The organism is Aminobacter sp. NyZ550 (assembly GCF_025628925.2).
GTDB lineage: Bacteria > Pseudomonadota > Alphaproteobacteria > Rhizobiales > Rhizobiaceae > Aminobacter > Aminobacter ciceronei.
In genome coordinates, this window is record NZ_CP114190.1 from 3482883 (window position 1) to 3498455 (window position 15573).

A 15573-nucleotide genomic window follows, 5' to 3' on the forward strand; every position below is an offset into this window, starting at 1 on the left:
GCGTGCGGTGATCGGCGGCGAATGGCGGTAAATAGGATGGGTCCGAATACTTACTCTTGATCGCCGTTGGTCGCGGGCTCGTCTGGCACCGGATCGTCGTGGAGTGAGTCGAGGTCGCGCGAAATCTCTTTGAGGAACCTGTCACCCGTCGCCAGACGCCGGCCGAGATTCTGCATGAAGCCCTCGAACCGCTCCGCGCCTTTGGCGCGGGCAGCGGATTGTGCGGCTCCTGTAAGCGGCGGCGTGATGGTCATCCAGAAATGGATGAACTGCGCGACCGTCTCGCCGAGAACGGCAAGGTCCATGTCGAGCGTGTCGAACTGGCGGCCGAGCTTGTCCAAGCGGCGCGACATGGCGGCTTCAAGCTGGTCGGCGGAATCGCCGGACAGATAGGACATGACGGCCGCCTCCACGATGGCGGATTTGGAAACCTTGCGGCGCAGCGCCAGCGACTCAATCTGCGGCATGAGCGCCGGGTCGAAATAGAGATTCAGGCGGGTTCGGGTGGTCATGGGCGTGTCCTCACAGTTCGATACCCTCATCGGGGTTCATGGAGACCTGCCGCGCCACCATCCTCATGCGCTGGCGCATGGCGCGGGCCTTGGCCGCGTCAACGTCCGGCTCGTCGTCCAGAAACTCGAACTCCTGTTCGGGCGATGGTGGCGGGGCAACGATTTCCTCATGCTCGGGCAATTCCGGCTCGCGGCGGATGCCGGCATTGGCCGGGTCGCCCTCGGCCCCGTCTGCGGCGGCCGGCGCGGAATGGCTTTCCGCCGCGACCACGCGGCCGGACCAGTCATCGGCGGATGGGCTGGGCGCCAGCGGAGCGGCGACCAGATCGGGCGGGGTCAGGATGCGTTCCTGAAATCGCGCATCCTCGAAATAGCGGGCCTTGGTCGCGCGGATCGGCGGCGTGCCCGCGACCATGACGATTTCATCGGTGGGCGGAAGCTGCATGATCTCGCCGGGCGTAAGCAGCGGCCGGGCCGTCTCTTGCCGCGACACCATGAGATGCCCGAGCCATGGGGCCAGTCTGTGCCCGGCATAGTTGGTGGAATCGCGCAGCTCGGTCGCGGTGCCGAGTGCATCGCTCACCCTTTTGGCGGTGCGCTCGTCGTTCGTGGCAAAGCTGACGCGGACATGGCAGTTGTCGAGAATGGCGTTGTTCGGCCCGTAGGCGCGCTCGATCTGATTGAGGCTCTGCGCGATCAGGAAGCCTTTGATGCCGTAGCCCGCCATGAAGGCCAAGGCGGACTCGAAAAAATCCAGACGGCCGAGCGCCGGAAACTCGTCGAGCATCAACAGCAAGCGATAGCGCTTGCCGGACGTATGCAATTCCTCGGTCAGCCTGCGGCCGATCTGGTTGAGGATGAGGCGGATCAACGGCTTGGTGCGGTTGATGTCGGACGGCGGCACGACGAGATAGAGGCTGGCCGGCTCCCGGCTGCCGACCAGATCGGCAATGCGCCAGTCGCAGCGCGCCGTCACCCGCGCCACAACCGGATCGCGATACAAGCCGAGGAACGACATGGCCGTGGAAAGCACGCCCGACCGTTCGTTCTCGCTCTTGTTGAGCAGTTCCCGCGCCGACGACGCGATGACGGGGTGAACGCCGGCCTCGCCAAGATGCGGCGTGTCCATCATCGCGCGCAAGGTCGCCTCGACCGGGCGGCGGGGATCGGACAGGAAGTTCGCGACGCCCGCCAGTGTCTTGTCGGGTTCGGCATAGAGGACGTGCAGGATCGCGCCGACAAGCAGGCTGTGGCTGGTCTTTTCCCAATGGTTGCGCTTGTCGAGGCTGCCTTCGGGATCGACCAAAATATCCGCGATATTCTGCACGTCCCTGACCTCCCATTCGCCTTGCCTGACCTCCAGCAACGGGTTGTAGGCGGACGATCTTGCGTTGGTCGGATCGAACAGCAGAACGCGGCCATGCTGCGCGCGGAAGCCCGCTGTCAGCGTCCAGTTCTCGCCTTTTATGTCATGGACGATACAGCTTCCCGGCCATGTCAGCAGCGTCGGCACAACAAGGCCGACGCCCTTGCCGCTGCGGGTCGGGGCAAAACATAGGACATGCTCGGGACCGTCATGGCGCAGATAATCTTGGGTATGACGGCCGAGCACGACGCCATCGGGGCCGAGCAATCCGGCCGCGCGGATTTCCCTGTCCTCGGCCCATCGCGCCGAACCATAGGTAGCGACGTTGCGAGCTTCGCGCGCCCGAATGATCGACATGAGGATGGCGGCGGCGATGGCAATGAAGCCGCCAGACGTGGCGATGATCGCGCCCTCCACGAAGATCGCGGGCGCGTAGGCGTCGAAAGAAAACCACCACCAGAAGAAGGCCGGCGGGTAATAGACGGGCAAGCCCACCAGCTCGAACCATGGTGCTCCAAGCTGCGGCTGGAAGCCAAGGCGAAAGGCAACCCATTGTGTTGCCGCCCACGTCATCACCAGAACGATGGTGAAGACGACAGCGATTTGACCCCAAAGGATTCGGCCTCCGCGCAAAGCAGGCTCCAGTCGGCAAAAGAGACGGAGCCGATCAGAGAGTAGTCAAAATCGGGATGGGCAACAGGAAAGAGAAGGCCGGAGGACTGCCGGATACGAACGGCGGCAAATAGGATGGTCGCACCGGGAGCGCGAGGCCGAGAACTGGCGAACAATTCAGGCAGACCGGCCCGACCGACTCATCTGGCCTGCAAGGTCGAGAAGGCTTCGGAGAGCCGGACTGCGATTGTGGGGGGACCAGATTGCGGAGAATGCGAGCGGTTCCGGCTCGTCGAGGATCGACAGGAAGGTCACGCCCGGCGCGTGCATCGGCGATGCCGCCTCACCGACGATGGTGACGCCATAGCCCTGCGCGACCATGGACAACAAGGTGCCGCGTTCTACATCGAAGCGCAGAATGGACAGGTCCGGCGAGGTGCCGACGAGCCGCATGACGATGCGGTGGTGGACCTGTGGGCCGGTGCCGCCGTGGCGAACGATGAAGGTCTCGCCCGCCAGATCGGCCCAAGTCACCCCCGCCTGATCGCCAAGCGGATGGCGCGCGGGCATCGCGACCAATAGCCGTTCGCTCCATATCCTTCGCGCATGGCAGTCGGGAAATTCGGGCGCGCCCGCCACGAATGTCAGGTCCAGCCTGTTGGCCCGAAGCCGCATGACGCTATCGCGGGCCGTGCCTTCGGCGATTTCGACCTCGATGCCCGGATGCCGTTCGCGGTATCGTTCAAGTAGGGTGGCGAGGAAGCTGCCGGGGATCAGGGCATGGATGCCGACGCGCAGGCGGCCATGCTCTCCCCGCGCCACCATGCCGGCGGTCCTGACCGCATGGTCGAGCTGGTCGATACCCGCCGTTACACGTTCGACGAAATGTCGGCCGGCCTCGGTCAATCGGACGCCCCGCGCATGACGCTCGAACAGGAGGACGCCAAGGTTTTCTTCCAGTGCCTTCACGCGGGCGCTGACGCTGGATTGCGCTACGCCGAGCGCATTGGCTGCGTGGCGGAAGTTCAGATACTCGGCGACGGCAAGCGTCTGGATCAGCGATGCAAGGGGGATGCGACAGCTAAACATCGCGCGCGAGGCGGTTTGTTTTGGATCAGTGGCTGCCGAACGATGCACACCCCCGGCCTTAAGAGTATCGGCCATGCAACGCACTCCTTTGTGCTTGCTTAGTAAATGCCCGGTGAGGACTGTCTTGCGAGATTGAGACAAACATCGGATAAAGGTAGCAAGGGTTTAGGCGGCGGGCGCACAAGTCGTCCTGTGATGCATGGCAATCACCGCATAAGGGTCAGCAGGAAAAGCTTGTTGGCTCATACCTCTGTCCTAGTGAGAGGGGTGCAACGCGTCGTTGATATACATGCACGACAACATAGCGAACACGTATGCCTGAATCGCACACATCAATATCTTCAAGCCAGTCAACGCGACTGTCATAGCAAGTGGGAGAACGCTTGCAGCTACACCCGCAAAACCCAGCGCGGCGAGCGCAGGAATAAAGCCTGCAAAGATTTTCAGGCTGATGCCACCTGCGAGCATCACCGCGAATAGGCGGATCGAGTGACTCAAGGGGCGAGAAAGATAGGAAACCAGCTCAATAGGCGCCACGATTGGGACTAAGGCGGCAGGCACTCCTTCTGGCTTGAACAACAGAAAGAAGTGGAAACCATGCTTATAAAAGCCATAGATAGTGACAGTCAGAAACACCAGCGCGGCTAAGCTGAAGGTGACAATGATCTGGCTCGTAATCGAAAATGCGTAAGGAAATAAGCCGATCAGGTTTGCTGTCAGAATGAAGAGGAACAGCGCAAAAATCAGAGGGAAAAAAAGCATTCCCTTCTCACCTGCGCTATCACGCACCATCTTAAGCACAAAAGAGTAGATCATTTCACTAGCTGCCTGGCTTCGATCAGGAATCAAAGCCCGCTTCCGCGTGCTGACTAGCAAAAGCAAGCTGGCCAAGGTGACAGTGACCACCATGTAGGCAGAAGAATTCGTGAAGCTGAGGTCAATGCCTCCGATGTTAATGTCGATCAGCGTCTTGACTTCAAACTGTTCTATCGGTCCGGCCATCCGCCTCTCCATGGAATTTCGGCTCAATCCCAGAGTTCTTTTCCAAGAACGGTCTGGAATGTCGCATCAATTGTTACTGATGTTGATGATGGCTAGTTTGCGCTGGACAGCTTCATCAGCACGATGCCGCTGATGATCAGGATGGCCGCAATGATCCGCATAGGGGTAATAGCTTCACCCAAAACAGCTATCCCGACCGTGAAAGCGCCAACTGCGCCAATTCCGGTCCAAATCGTATAGGCTGTACCGAGAGGAAGGGTGCGCATGGAAATCGAGAGCAGACCAAAACTGCCAATCATGAACACAAGGGTGCCGACAGTCGGCCACAACCGCGTAAACCCGTCCGATTGCTTCATGAAAGCAGCCCAGACGATTTCCAAAATACCAGCAATAAGAAGCAGAATCCAAGCCATAGGTCGGCGTCCTTTTGGTTAAAGAACGCCGGGCCGTCCCGGTCTTGACACCCGCGTGAGCGGTCGAGGACGTCGCCTCTGTTGCGTCCCCTAATTAGAAGGTTCGCGAGCTTGTGGCAACAAAAAATTACAATGATAGCAGCAGAAGGAAACACTGATGAAGGCAACTGCCACTCTCGAAGTAGCGACATGAAGAGGCAAAAATAAGACCCTAACCTAGTGACACGTAACGATGATGTTGCCCGCATAACTCGACCACAGCAATGATGCCTTATATTTCCAACCCTTTTTGCCGACCCAACTGCCACGACACCGATCCGCTCTGCACGACGCCCATCGCCTCCCGGCCGAGCTGGCGGTCGATGACCGGCCGCCACGGGACAAGGGTGAACTCGTGGGATTGCTCGACCACGGCGAACTTGCCGCTCGATAGCTGCACGGTGCCGGTGAACTTGCCGGTAACGGACTCGCCATCCGTGGCGGCACGGAACGGCAGGCCCTTGCTCTCGGCCATCTCCGCGCCGACGCGCACAACCTCCCGCTCGCGCAGCGTGGCGAGAAGGTTGCGCCGGTAGAAGATGCGGCCGTCCCTGCTGCGGGTGGCGTCGGCCTGTTCGATATGATGCTCGCGGCGCTGGTCCATCGCCTCGCGCACCTGCTGGCCGAAGCCGGTCGGAGCAAGGTCGGCGGTCTCGCCGTGGATCAGTCGCCGGTCCAGCCAGGTCGCGCCGTCCGATCCGATCTGCTTGCCTAGATCGACCGGGGAAAGGACGCGAACGCTGGCCTGCCGGTCACGGCCGGCGTCATAGGCGGCGGCGCGGCTGACCAGATCATCGGGGATGCGCCATTGGTCGGCGTCGATCCTCTCGACGATCCCGGCGCGGCGCAATGCCTCCAGCCGGCGGACATGGGCATCGACATAGCCCTCATAGTCACCGCCCGGAACGCGGCCCTCGAATTTCGCCTGCTCCAGATGGCGGCTCGGCCGATAGATACCGTCCTCGGCGATGGCGGTGATGGTGCGGTCGGACGGCCGGGGTGCCGCCTCGGCCGGGCCGATCTCTATGATACTGCCAATGCGGGCATCCTCCAGCCGCTCGGGCGCGATGCCGGCGATGTGGTGCGTCCGCCCGTCGATGCCGTCCACCACTACGGTCAGGTTCTCGCCCAGCTCGTCGGACAGGTGCTTGTCCATGACGCGGCCGACGATGGGCGTCTCGGGCGCTCCGTCATGGATTTGGAAACTCATGGGGTCGCGCTCGCCGCCCTGCGGGCCGAGCGCCTTCTGCATGGTGCGAATAATGTCGCCGCGCTCGCCAAGCTCGCGCAGGGCAGGCTCCATGTCCTTGCTCAATTCCCAAACGCCGGGCGCGTGCTCGGTCGCCAGCCCCATCTTCTCCAGCTTGGCGAGCCGGCGCAGGCGCAGCGTGCGCTCGAACTGCCGCCTCGGCTCTGCCGGTTCATGGCGCAGATCGAGGAAACGGGCATCGGCTTCCTCGGCCATGGCGCGGTCGATCCGGGTGAAACGGTCCTGGTCGATTTCGGCCGACAGCTTGCGGGTCTGCTCGATCTCGGTCACGGGGCCGAGTTCGAGACTGGCAAGCTCGCTGGACCGCTCGCGCAGGCCGGCGGAAAGATAGTCGCCGTTGATGACTAGATCCCCGCCCGTGTCGTCGCGGCCGTTGACGATGATATGCACATGGGGATGGCCGGTGTTGTAGTGGTTCACCGCAACCCAATCGAGTTTCGTGCCGAGGTCGGCTTCCACCTGCCTCATGAAATCGCGGGTGTAGGCCGTGAGGTCCGACAGCTCCGCGCCATCCTCGGGCGAGACGATGAATCTGAATTGGTGGCGGTCGTCCTTGCCGCGATCAAGGAAGGCGTCGCCATCGGCGCGGTTCTCTGTCGCCGAATAGAGCCGACCGCGCTCGCCGTCGCGTGAGGTGCCGTCGCGCTGGACATAGCGCAGATGCGCGCGGGCACGACCGCCCTTCCATGCGGCCCGGACGCTGCGTTGCTTGACGATTACGCGACGGCTGCCCGGCTGGCGATGATGCCAGTGGCCGGAGATGTTGCGGGCGCGCACGAAGCTCGCGCCTCTGCCGCGCTTCACGCCCTTGCCGCTGGCGACCACGGCATGGGACCGCCCCGGCGATGACGGGCGAGCGGATGACGGCATGGAAGGATCGCGGGAGGCTGCCGCCTGATGCTGCCGGATGATCTTCTTGACCTGCGTGAAAAAGCTCTTGGTCTTGCCAGCCTTCGGCGTGTCGGATCGGATGCGGCCGGGCTTCGGGCGGAAGCGGTTTTCGTCGTCGGCGCTCAAAGGCGCGACTCCAGCCAAAACCGCCGAAAACAGGCCGATATGGGCCTATGGTGCCGCTCGAAACCCTGCAAAGCCAAGGCTTTGCGCGAAATCGCGGCACGCGGCCCCTCGAAACCATGGTGCCGGAATCGGTCGCCTAACCAGTGTGCAGACAACAACAATTTCCAGAAGCGGCCCGATATGGTGCCGTCTTCTTTAATCTTGCCCTCCGCCCTTTCTGCCCCTCCTGCCTTCATGATCCTGCTCCGTCCGCTGGCCGTTCCTGCACACTGCTGGACGCGGCGGGCCGCACCTCCGGCTCGTCCGGCAAAGCGAATTTGAGCCGCCATGTGCGCCACGCTTCGGCAACCGCGCCGGTGCCGGGAAACAGGTCGTCGAGTGTGTCGTCGGGACGCGCGGCGACCATCTCGAAAGCCCAATGGCAGACCGCTTCGGGTTTCGCGCCAGTGAGGCCACGGCGCAGGGTGATCCTCTCCTGAATCCAGTCCCGCATCACCAGCCGCTTGCTGACGACAGGCTTTCGCGCCGCCTTCACGATGACCGGCTCCCACGCGAAGGCGACCGGAATATTGCGCTTGAACGCCGCAAATCCCTTCACCCATGCCATCCATCGCGCGCCCGTCCGCTCGACCAACGGCGCAAGCGTTGCGATGGAGCGCGGCGTCGCGGCGGCGTGCAATATCCAGCCGTCATAGTCGCGCTCCAGCCGCTCGATCAGGCGCACATGATCGACCTCGCCCGCATAATCGGGATGGTCCCGATAGAGGTGCGCGCAGCCGATATAGGGCGGGTCGGCATAGGCGATCTTCATCGGCGATCCGGCTCCGAGACGGCCGCAAACAGATCGCCGGATTGCGCCTCGGACGGCGGTGCGGGCGCAGTTCGGGCGTCGCCCGAGCGCATGACGAACAACGGGGCCTCGCGCCAATCGGGCGGCGGTGGCGGTGTCGATGACGGCGGTTCGGTTGCAGCCGCGCCGCCGAGGATGGGCGCGAGCGCGGCGACATAGGCCCGCGTCTCCGCCGGCAGGGTGCGGCTGGTCGCAAGGTATTCGTCATAGCGACCGGGACCGGCATTGTAGGCCGCCAGCATCGCCGCGACATTGCCGTAGCGATCGAACATCTCGCGCAGATAAGCCGCGCCCGCCATGATGTTGTCGCGCGGCTCGTAAGGATCACTGCCGAGGCCATGGCGGGTGCGCAGCTCTGCCCATGTGTCGGGCATCACCTGCATCAATCCCATCGCTCCGGCCGACGATACGGCGCGCACGTCGCCCGCGCTTTCGGCGCGCAGCACGGCGCGAATCCAGTGTTCGGGGATGCCGAACCTCTGCGACGCCTCGGCGATGTGCGCCGCATGTAAATGGGCGGCGGCTGGGCGCTCGACGGGCGCGGATTGCGCAACCGCGACGCCCGATCCGGCGCAGACGGAAAACGCGCCGGCCAGTATCAGGACGGCATAGTGCCACGCTGTCCTGTCTCCGCTTCGACACCAGCCTGCCAGCGTGCTCGCTGCGGTCAAGGGCAAGGCGCAAGCGCCGGCCGATGGCCGCCCCTGACCTTCGCTGCGCGCGCCGGCCGTCCGGTCGCCGAGCGGGACGAAGGGATGAGACTGCTTTTCCGCGAACAAAGGGATGCCGGTATTGGACCCGATGACGGCTCGGGCACGCGCGGCCTTCATTCCTGATCCTCGCGTTTGCGGGGGCGCTTCCAATGCAGGCCCCAAGACGAAGGATCGTCGTTGGATTGGAACAATCGGGCGCGGATCGGAAACGGGAAGATGGGTCCGTCCAGTTTCAGGGACAGAAACTCGCCGGCCTGCTCGCTGGAGTCTTTCCATGCAGGGCCAACGTCCGGGCCGCCCTCGCTGTCGAGATGCGCGCGGTAGTCGGGCGCGTTCTTCACGGCGCTCGGCGCGGCGGGGATGATGACAAGGTGCTCGTCGATGCCGAACGAACGAAGCTGCCCGGAATAGCCGGTTTCGGTGCGGATGAACTGGCCGATCTGTGCCATGGGAAATCTCCTGTGGTTGGTTCTCGGGGGTGGTTTCAGTGCGTCGGCGCGCGCCACTCGTAGCGGCCGACGCCTTCCTCATCGGTCCAGAGCGGGACCGCTCGACCGATGACGGAAGCTGCGGGGGTGAGTCCGAAATAGCGGCCGTCGAGGCTGTCGCGGACTTCCCAATTCATGAGGAAAAGCTGGCCGTCGCCGATCACGCGGCAGCCCTGCCAGACGGGCAGATCGCGGCCGAGGCTGTCGCGCTCCAGCGCCTCGCCCATCTCGATCCCGTTCACCGTGATCGTGCGGCCGGTGCGGCAAACCTGCTGTCCCGGCAGGCCCACGACGCGCTTCAACAGCGGGACGCCGCGCGCGATATAGCCGCGCTCGGCCATGAAGGCGGCGAGCGGTTCGGGCGGCATGACGGCGACCAGTTCGGGCACGTCGAGCGCGTCGGCCGGCTCGACGGTGTAGAAGCCAATGGGCGCGCTGGCCGTCGCATTCCAGATGAGTTTTGGGGGCCAATCGACGGCGCTGGCGGTGGCGATGCCGGTGATGGCGAGCGCCATCACCGTGAGGGTGCGGCGGCGCGTCATGGCTCGATCCTTCGGCGGTGAAGCCACGCGGCATGTCGCTCGGGTGTGTAGGCGTGCGGCTCCAGATTGGCGGTCAAACGGTTGTGGACGTGCCGCCAGTGATCCGGCGAGGCGTCGGCCGGATCGAGGCCGAGCGATTCCACGGCGTCGATGGCGGCAAGCGCGCGCTGCACCTTCCCCCAGCTATCGAGGCGCAACAGGATTTCGCCGCCGGGGCGGACGAAGGGCAATGTCTGGAACGGCTCGCCGCGCCCGATTGCCCGCACAATGTCGATGCGGGAAACAACCGTGCCATGCTCGCCGTTCGCCCATCGGACGAAGGCGAAGACGCTGCCCGGCGCGAAGCCGACGACGCTGCGGCGGCGGTCGATGATCTGTTCATAGCTCTTGCGGCCGAACCTGATCCAATGCTCGATGCGGCGTTTCTCGAACGTCAGCTCGACCAATGTAGTGAAGGGCGCAGGCCCGTCCGGCAGCGGACGGCCGTGCGCGCTGCGATGGGCGCGACGGGTCATTGTGCGTCTCCGGCGATGTGCTGGTGGGATGCGCGCGCGGGCGCTGCGTCAACGGCGGGTGTCATGGCTCGCCGCTCCCGGCAGAACCGGCACCACGCTTCGCCTGCGCGCGCGTCAAAGAAAAAGAGTTAGATTCTCTGTTAGATAAGTTAGCGGTCGGATTCCGCTTTTCAGGCCAAAGCGTTAGCTGTGGTTCGTGCGCCTGATCTGCCGATAGTCGTGCGCCTGATGTGCCGATACCCCGTGCGCCTGATCTGCCGATGGCATTAACAGGGTTATCAACAGTGCCTGTTGATGAGTTTTCGGGGCGGATGCGCAGCAACTCGCGGCCATCTTCCCGCTCGATCTGGAGGCGGTAGCCGGGGAGTTGCTGGCGAGCCGCGATCCGGCGCAGGTCGAGCGCGAAGTCGGACGGCCGGGCGAGGCTGCCGGATTTCTGATGAAGGTGCGCGACCTCGAAAATCCAGCCATGGCGCTGGTGCCCGGCGTGCTTTCTGGCGACGCGGTAAAGCCATCGCTCGATGCCGCCCGTCAGCCGGAAATAGGCCGGGTCGATGGTCAGGACCAGCGACCGGTCGATGACGCTGTTGTAGAACCATTCGGGCAGAACGAACTCCATGCCCTCGACGCGGCCAGCGCGCGTCGTCATTTCCTCCCACTCGTTGATCCATGAGAATTGCCGGCGACGCCAATGCGGGCCGTTGCGGATGGTGGTGGCGATGACGGTGGATTGCAGCCGCGCCAGCGCGGCTTTCAGCAGCCGGTATTGGTGATTGCCGGTCGGGCGTCCGATGGCACGCAACAGATGGTAGGGCGTGAACCGGACGAAGCGTGAAGTCGTAAGGCCATCATTCTCGGCCGCGACGATCTGGCTGGCCGCCCATATCAGCACATCGGCGTCCCAGATGGTCGCCATGCCGTGCTCGGGCATCCCGAACACCTGCACCTCTATGTCGGCGGCCTTGTAGAGAATCGGCTTGGTGCGCGGGGTCTTCGCCAGCGAGAAGAAGGGCCGTTCCATCAAGTCGCGCTGGTCGCGCGCCGGCGCATCGCCCGTTGCGACCACGAAGGGGTCTAGGCGGCTGCGCTCGCTGTCCTCGCGCAGCATCTAGCAGTCGCCCCGTTCTTCGGGCGTGAGCGGACGCGCGGGAAAGACCGTGCCGGCTGTCTGGTCGCGGGTGGATTTGCGTTCGCCGACCGCGCTCCAGTCTTCCAGATCGCGGATGGTATAGAGGACGCGGCCGCCGACCTTGCGATAGGTCGGCCCGGTGCCATAGGTGCGATGTTTCTCAAGGGTGCGGATGGATATGCCGAGGAAGCGCGCGGCTTCCTTGGTGCGCAAAAGGCGCGGCGGCAGGCCCGCAAGCGGGTTGGGCATGGATCACCTCCAGTCGGGATTGGGCTGCCGGGGGGCGGCAGCGGACTGTGGCGAACCATGGCGAGGGATCGGCGGCGCGTAGCGTGCCGCATTTGCGCCTATGCGCTGGCGGCACCCCCCTTCGGGCGCTGGGCGGCTAATAGTTGAGGGATTCCAGCGGCTCGTTGCCTGCCGCGCCGAATAGGCAAAGACATTCGCGCGCAGCTCGGCTAGGATTGTGGGTGGAGCAGACGCGCTGCTCTGGGGCGTAGTAACCCCTCACGGATGGCCGGTGCCAGCCAGAACGGCACCAACTCCTTGACCTATGGTCGGGGAGCCTGTGGCGTATACAACAGGCTTTCCGAGCTAAAGGCCATGGGGCCGTTTCGTGACGGTTACTAACTCCCCGATCACCAAGAGTCAGAGAGAATCGTTTGCGGGGGCGCACCGCAGACAAGCTCTCTCCGAATACGGGGAATGACCATGCGAACTCCCGTCGAACTCGATCCCGATGTGGATGATGAAGCGCCTGCCGGCGGTGCCATAACTGCCTATGACGAACGGCACTACGTCACCTATCTGCGCCTTCTCGATGCGAAGGCCGAAGATGCGGACTGGAAGGAAGTCGCGCGGATCGTGCTGCACCGCGATCCAGTCTCCGATGAACTTCGCACCCGCCGTTGCTGGCAAAGCCATCTCGAACGAGCGCAATGGCTTTCGCGTGAGGGCTATCGGAAGATTCTGGAGCAGGCGGCAGCTAATCAGGCTTGTAGATGACGTGTGTTCTTAGGGCCGCATCATCGAGAACAACTCTCTACGGACACTCACCTGAAGGCATGTGGATGGATGTTCTCGCAGACCATGATATTCAAATGCCATGGCGATCACTCCGAAATCCGTCAAGATTCTCTGGTCAGCGGCTGGCGGACGTTGCGCGTTTGCAGGCTGCTGGGAACGGCTCTGCTACCATGAGGCAGAAGACGCCGCACCCTTCACGCTGGGTGAGATGGCGCATATCTGCGGGGACAAGCCGGGGGCCAGTCGTCATGATGCGAGCCAGACGGACTCCCAACGGGACGATTATCAAAATCTAATACTGCTCTGCCCGACGCATCACACGCTGATCGACCGCAAGGAAAATGAAACCGTCTATACGGTCGAGATTCTGCATGCGATGAAGGCCGAGCACGAAGCACGGGTGCTCGAACGCTTGGATCAAGACCCCATGCCTACCAAGCAAGATATTGCCCGCGCAATTCTGCCGCTGCTGGAAGAGAACAGACAGTCTTGGGCGCAGTATGGCCCGCTTTCTGAACTTGCGCGAACGCAGCCTCACAATGAAGCGGCGCATGCGGTGTGGGTATCAGAGCGTCTATCAGTAATAGTTCCTAATAACCGGAAGATTGTAGCGCAGATAGAAGAGCATAGACCCTTGTTCGACGCGGACGAGCAGGCGGTAATTGCAGCCTTCCTCATGCATGTGCGGAGCTATGAGCAATGGGTAGAGGATGCGATTCCGTATGCAGCGGTGAGGCGCTTTCCTGTGGACTTTGATGATCTAATTAGGGGGATTGCCGATGGCAGCGCATAGCGAAACCTTTCCTTGGACCAGCCATTATGGCCACTACAATTACTTCGAAGGGCAGATGGAGCGCCATGGCAAGGTTATCTCACTGACCCGAGAGGGTAGCGGCGTCTATACATTGGAAAGAAAGCAAGGTGACGCGCTCCGCGTTTTCATCTGTGAGTGCTATGCGTTTGGAATCGCAGAATATATTGAGACCGTCGAACAGCTTGGCAAGGTCAATGCCGTGATCATCAATTCCGCATGGTGCGGATACTCCCCGGACGCGAAGCGGCATTGTCGTGATTCCAATATCGGCCTGTTCAAGATTGGGGAATTCATGGGCGCGTTGCACCGCGATGATTACTGGCTCTACCTCACCGACACGGAAGAGGAATACTTCCAGAAGCAAGGCTGGCTGTGACGCGCAGCGTCACCGTCTATGGTTTTGGGTCGGCTTTCGACGATGCGAAAGCGGCCCGTGATGTTGATCTTTTGATAATGCACCAAGGCACCGATCTCGCATCCTGCCAGTTAGCGATCGCGTGCAAGCGGCGACTCGCTGAATCCATAGAACGGGCGCACATAACAATGCTTTCGGAAGCAGAAGAGGCACATTTTGGTTTCATCAAGACGGCGCGGGCGATGCGTCTTGGGGCGATCCGTGAAGACTACTTCGAGGGCGATTTGGCGGCACTCGACGCCGTGCTTCATAACTTAGGTGCGCCATAGGTCACGTCCTATTGTGGCGGTTCGTCTCTCGCGGCCGGGAGCGACGCACCTTCTCCGGCTAGGAGTCCGCGAATATCCCGCAAGATTGCGGCGGTCTCGCTGTCGGACGTGGCAAGCGCCTCAGTAAAGCGGTCGTTGGCAATGGTTTGAGTGTTGCGCATGGTAGAAAGTTCAGCCTGCATGGCTTCAAGCGCCGCTTGAACCTCGGCCCCATTGCTCGGCTCGCGGCGATATTCCGAATAGATGATCTGCGCGGCAGGCATGGCGACAGCAATGAATACCGCGATTACGCCGATCCAGATGGCGCGGCCTGCGGTGCGGTCATTGTCGGCTGCGGCTTTCTCAAACTTTTGGAGAAACTCAGCGGCAGCTCCTTGAAGTCCCGTGGCAATCTCGGCAGCGTCTGTGGCAATGACTTGCATCTGCTCGAAGCGCTCTTCTATCCGCTCAAGCCGCCTGTTGGTCTCAAAGATCGGGTTCGGCGGCATAGGAGGAAGCTCAGGGATGCGGGGTATTTCAGTTTCGTGCAGACGCATCGCATCAATGGCGCTTTTCTGTGCTCCAATCTGCTCAGCTAAGCGACCCAAAGATGAGTTCTCTCCAGCGATGCCGCCAAGTGTCTTCATGCGGGCTTCAAGATCTCGTAATGGCCCGAGAGATTTTTCCATGGCCTTCTGTGCTACGGTTATGCTGTTCAACTGCGGTGTAAGTCTGTCCTGCAATTCACGAAAGGGTTGCGTCTGGCGCTCTATACCTTCAATCGCCTTTCGAACCGTATCATTCATTACAGGCGGTCGCATGCCGTCGATCATGAGCTTGGAAATATCCAGACCTTTAGCGCGAGGGGTATCGTCCCCTCCGTCACCGTCACTGTTATCATCATCCGCCATAAACGTGTTCTCCCGACAGCCCTGATGCTCTCTAAATATAGTTACTCTGGCCTCGCTTCGGAAGCTTGATTGGATAGTGGAGCAACAGGTGATAGCCGCCGCGCATCATCCTGACGCCGTGTGCGACTAGCCGGCGGGCCTTGTTCTTGCGCGGGTCACTCTCGAAATCCTCCTTGGTGCCGCGAAAGCCGAGCAGGACTTCGGCGATGGTACGATAGCTCTCGCCGCGCAGTCGGGCGTCGAGTGCGCGCAGGGACAGGATATGCCATTGCCGGAGCTGGGCGGGGATCGCCCGAAAGTCGGGACCGGGCGCGCGGCCGTTGAGGGATCGCCAGAAACGGCGGGCGGCATGGGCGCGCACCTCCAGAAAGGAATCCATCGGCAGGGTGACAGCATAGAAGGCTCCGGCATCCGGCACCGCCTCGGGAAGCCAGAATTGATGCGCGACGCCATCCACCTGCCAGATACCGTGCCAGCCATCGGCGGCGCGGCGCAGGTCGAGGCCGGCGAGATGGGCCAGCGTCAATATCGGTTCGGTGTCGCCGTCCTTGTGACTTACTGGCGACAGCATCACCACTTGCGGTTGAAGGCTTGGCGTCCAG

The 15573-nt window shown here is 62.3% G+C and carries 19 protein-coding genes and 1 pseudogene; 4 read left to right on the plus strand and 16 right to left on the minus strand.

Annotated features, from left to right (window positions below):
• Window positions 1-50: 50 nt before the first annotated feature.
• The 14 genes and pseudogenes from N7E70_RS17330 to N7E70_RS17390 form a co-directional block, all read right to left on the minus strand.
• Entirely contained in the window at window positions 51-512 is a 462-nt protein-coding gene (locus N7E70_RS17330) for a CopG family transcriptional regulator (protein ID WP_263007083.1), read from the minus strand.
• Window positions 513-522: 10 nt separating this feature from the next.
• Window positions 523-2511: a conjugal transfer protein TraG gene (locus N7E70_RS17335; RefSeq protein ID WP_263007084.1), complete on the minus strand. Its 1989-nt coding sequence runs from the start codon at window positions 2509-2511 to the stop codon at window positions 523-525.
• A 156-nt stretch (window positions 2512-2667) separates the two neighbouring features.
• Entirely contained in the window at window positions 2668-3579 is a 912-nt protein-coding gene (locus N7E70_RS17340) for a LysR family transcriptional regulator (protein ID WP_263007171.1), read from the minus strand.
• Between the two features lie 255 nt (window positions 3580-3834).
• Window positions 3835-4581, minus strand: coding sequence for a F0F1 ATP synthase subunit A (locus tag N7E70_RS17345; protein WP_263007085.1), 747 nt, complete (start codon window positions 4579-4581; stop codon window positions 3835-3837).
• 92 nt (window positions 4582-4673) lie between these two features.
• Entirely contained in the window at window positions 4674-4994 is a 321-nt protein-coding gene (locus N7E70_RS17350; protein WP_263007086.1) for a DMT family transporter, read from the minus strand.
• A 271-nt stretch (window positions 4995-5265) separates the two neighbouring features.
• Window positions 5266-6498, minus strand: coding sequence for a DUF3363 domain-containing protein (locus N7E70_RS30920; RefSeq protein ID WP_442866520.1), 1233 nt, complete (start codon window positions 6496-6498; stop codon window positions 5266-5268).
• A gap of 216 nt (window positions 6499-6714) precedes the next feature.
• A pseudogene (locus N7E70_RS30925) lies at window positions 6715-7173 on the minus strand (hypothetical protein); the annotation flags it as partial.
• Window positions 7174-7552: 379 nt separating this feature from the next.
• Window positions 7553-8131: a hypothetical protein gene (locus N7E70_RS17360; RefSeq protein WP_263007087.1), complete on the minus strand. Its 579-nt coding sequence runs from the start codon at window positions 8129-8131 to the stop codon at window positions 7553-7555.
• Window positions 8128-9000: a lytic transglycosylase domain-containing protein gene (locus N7E70_RS17365; RefSeq protein WP_263007088.1), complete on the minus strand. Its 873-nt coding sequence runs from the start codon at window positions 8998-9000 to the stop codon at window positions 8128-8130. Before N7E70_RS17365 ends, N7E70_RS17360 begins: the two co-directional genes overlap by 4 nt.
• Window positions 8997-9332 carry a DUF736 domain-containing protein gene (locus N7E70_RS17370; RefSeq protein WP_263007089.1) on the minus strand — a complete coding sequence of 112 codons (336 nt, stop codon included), beginning with the start codon at window positions 9330-9332 and terminating at the stop codon, window positions 8997-8999. Before N7E70_RS17370 ends, N7E70_RS17365 begins: the two co-directional genes overlap by 4 nt.
• Before the next feature lie 35 nt (window positions 9333-9367).
• Window positions 9368-9913 (minus strand): S26 family signal peptidase, encoded by a 546-nt coding sequence (locus N7E70_RS17375; RefSeq protein WP_263007090.1) that lies wholly within the window; start codon window positions 9911-9913, stop codon window positions 9368-9370.
• Window positions 9910-10428 carry a DUF2840 domain-containing protein gene (locus tag N7E70_RS17380; protein WP_263007091.1) on the minus strand — a complete coding sequence of 173 codons (519 nt, stop codon included), beginning with the start codon at window positions 10426-10428 and terminating at the stop codon, window positions 9910-9912. Before N7E70_RS17380 ends, N7E70_RS17375 begins: the two co-directional genes overlap by 4 nt.
• 61 nt (window positions 10429-10489) lie before the next feature.
• Window positions 10490-11536 carry a replication initiator protein A gene (locus tag N7E70_RS17385; RefSeq protein WP_263007092.1) on the minus strand — a complete coding sequence of 349 codons (1047 nt, stop codon included), beginning with the start codon at window positions 11534-11536 and terminating at the stop codon, window positions 10490-10492.
• Window positions 11537-11806 (minus strand): helix-turn-helix transcriptional regulator, encoded by a 270-nt coding sequence (locus tag N7E70_RS17390; protein WP_263007093.1) that lies wholly within the window; start codon window positions 11804-11806, stop codon window positions 11537-11539.
• Between the two features lie 462 nt (window positions 11807-12268).
• Here N7E70_RS17390 and N7E70_RS17395 point away from each other — a divergent pair, with 462 nt between their 5' ends.
• From N7E70_RS17395 to N7E70_RS17410, 4 genes are all read left to right on the plus strand, one after another.
• Window positions 12269-12562 carry a DNA -binding domain-containing protein gene (locus N7E70_RS17395; RefSeq protein ID WP_263007173.1) on the plus strand — a complete coding sequence of 98 codons (294 nt, stop codon included), beginning with the start codon at window positions 12269-12271 and terminating at the stop codon, window positions 12560-12562.
• 100 nt (window positions 12563-12662) lie between these two features.
• Entirely contained in the window at window positions 12663-13376 is a 714-nt protein-coding gene (locus tag N7E70_RS17400) for an HNH endonuclease (protein WP_263007094.1), read from the plus strand.
• Entirely contained in the window at window positions 13363-13773 is a 411-nt protein-coding gene (locus N7E70_RS17405) for a hypothetical protein (protein ID WP_263007095.1), read from the plus strand. Before N7E70_RS17400 ends, N7E70_RS17405 begins: the two co-directional genes overlap by 14 nt.
• On the plus strand, window positions 13770-14081 hold the full coding sequence (locus tag N7E70_RS17410; protein ID WP_263007096.1) for a hypothetical protein: 312 nt from the start codon (window positions 13770-13772) through the stop codon (window positions 14079-14081). Before N7E70_RS17405 ends, N7E70_RS17410 begins: the two co-directional genes overlap by 4 nt.
• Window positions 14082-14089: 8 nt before the next feature.
• Here the strand turns inward: N7E70_RS17410 and N7E70_RS17415 are convergent, their stop codons facing one another.
• Both N7E70_RS17415 and N7E70_RS17420 read right to left on the minus strand, forming a co-directional pair.
• A complete protein-coding gene (locus N7E70_RS17415; protein ID WP_263007097.1) occupies window positions 14090-14971 on the minus strand; it encodes a hypothetical protein in 882 nt (293 codons plus the stop codon).
• 31 nt (window positions 14972-15002) lie between these two features.
• On the minus strand, window positions 15003-15542 hold the full coding sequence (locus N7E70_RS17420; protein ID WP_263007098.1) for a DUF2285 domain-containing protein: 540 nt from the start codon (window positions 15540-15542) through the stop codon (window positions 15003-15005).
• Window positions 15543-15573 lie beyond the last annotated feature (31 nt).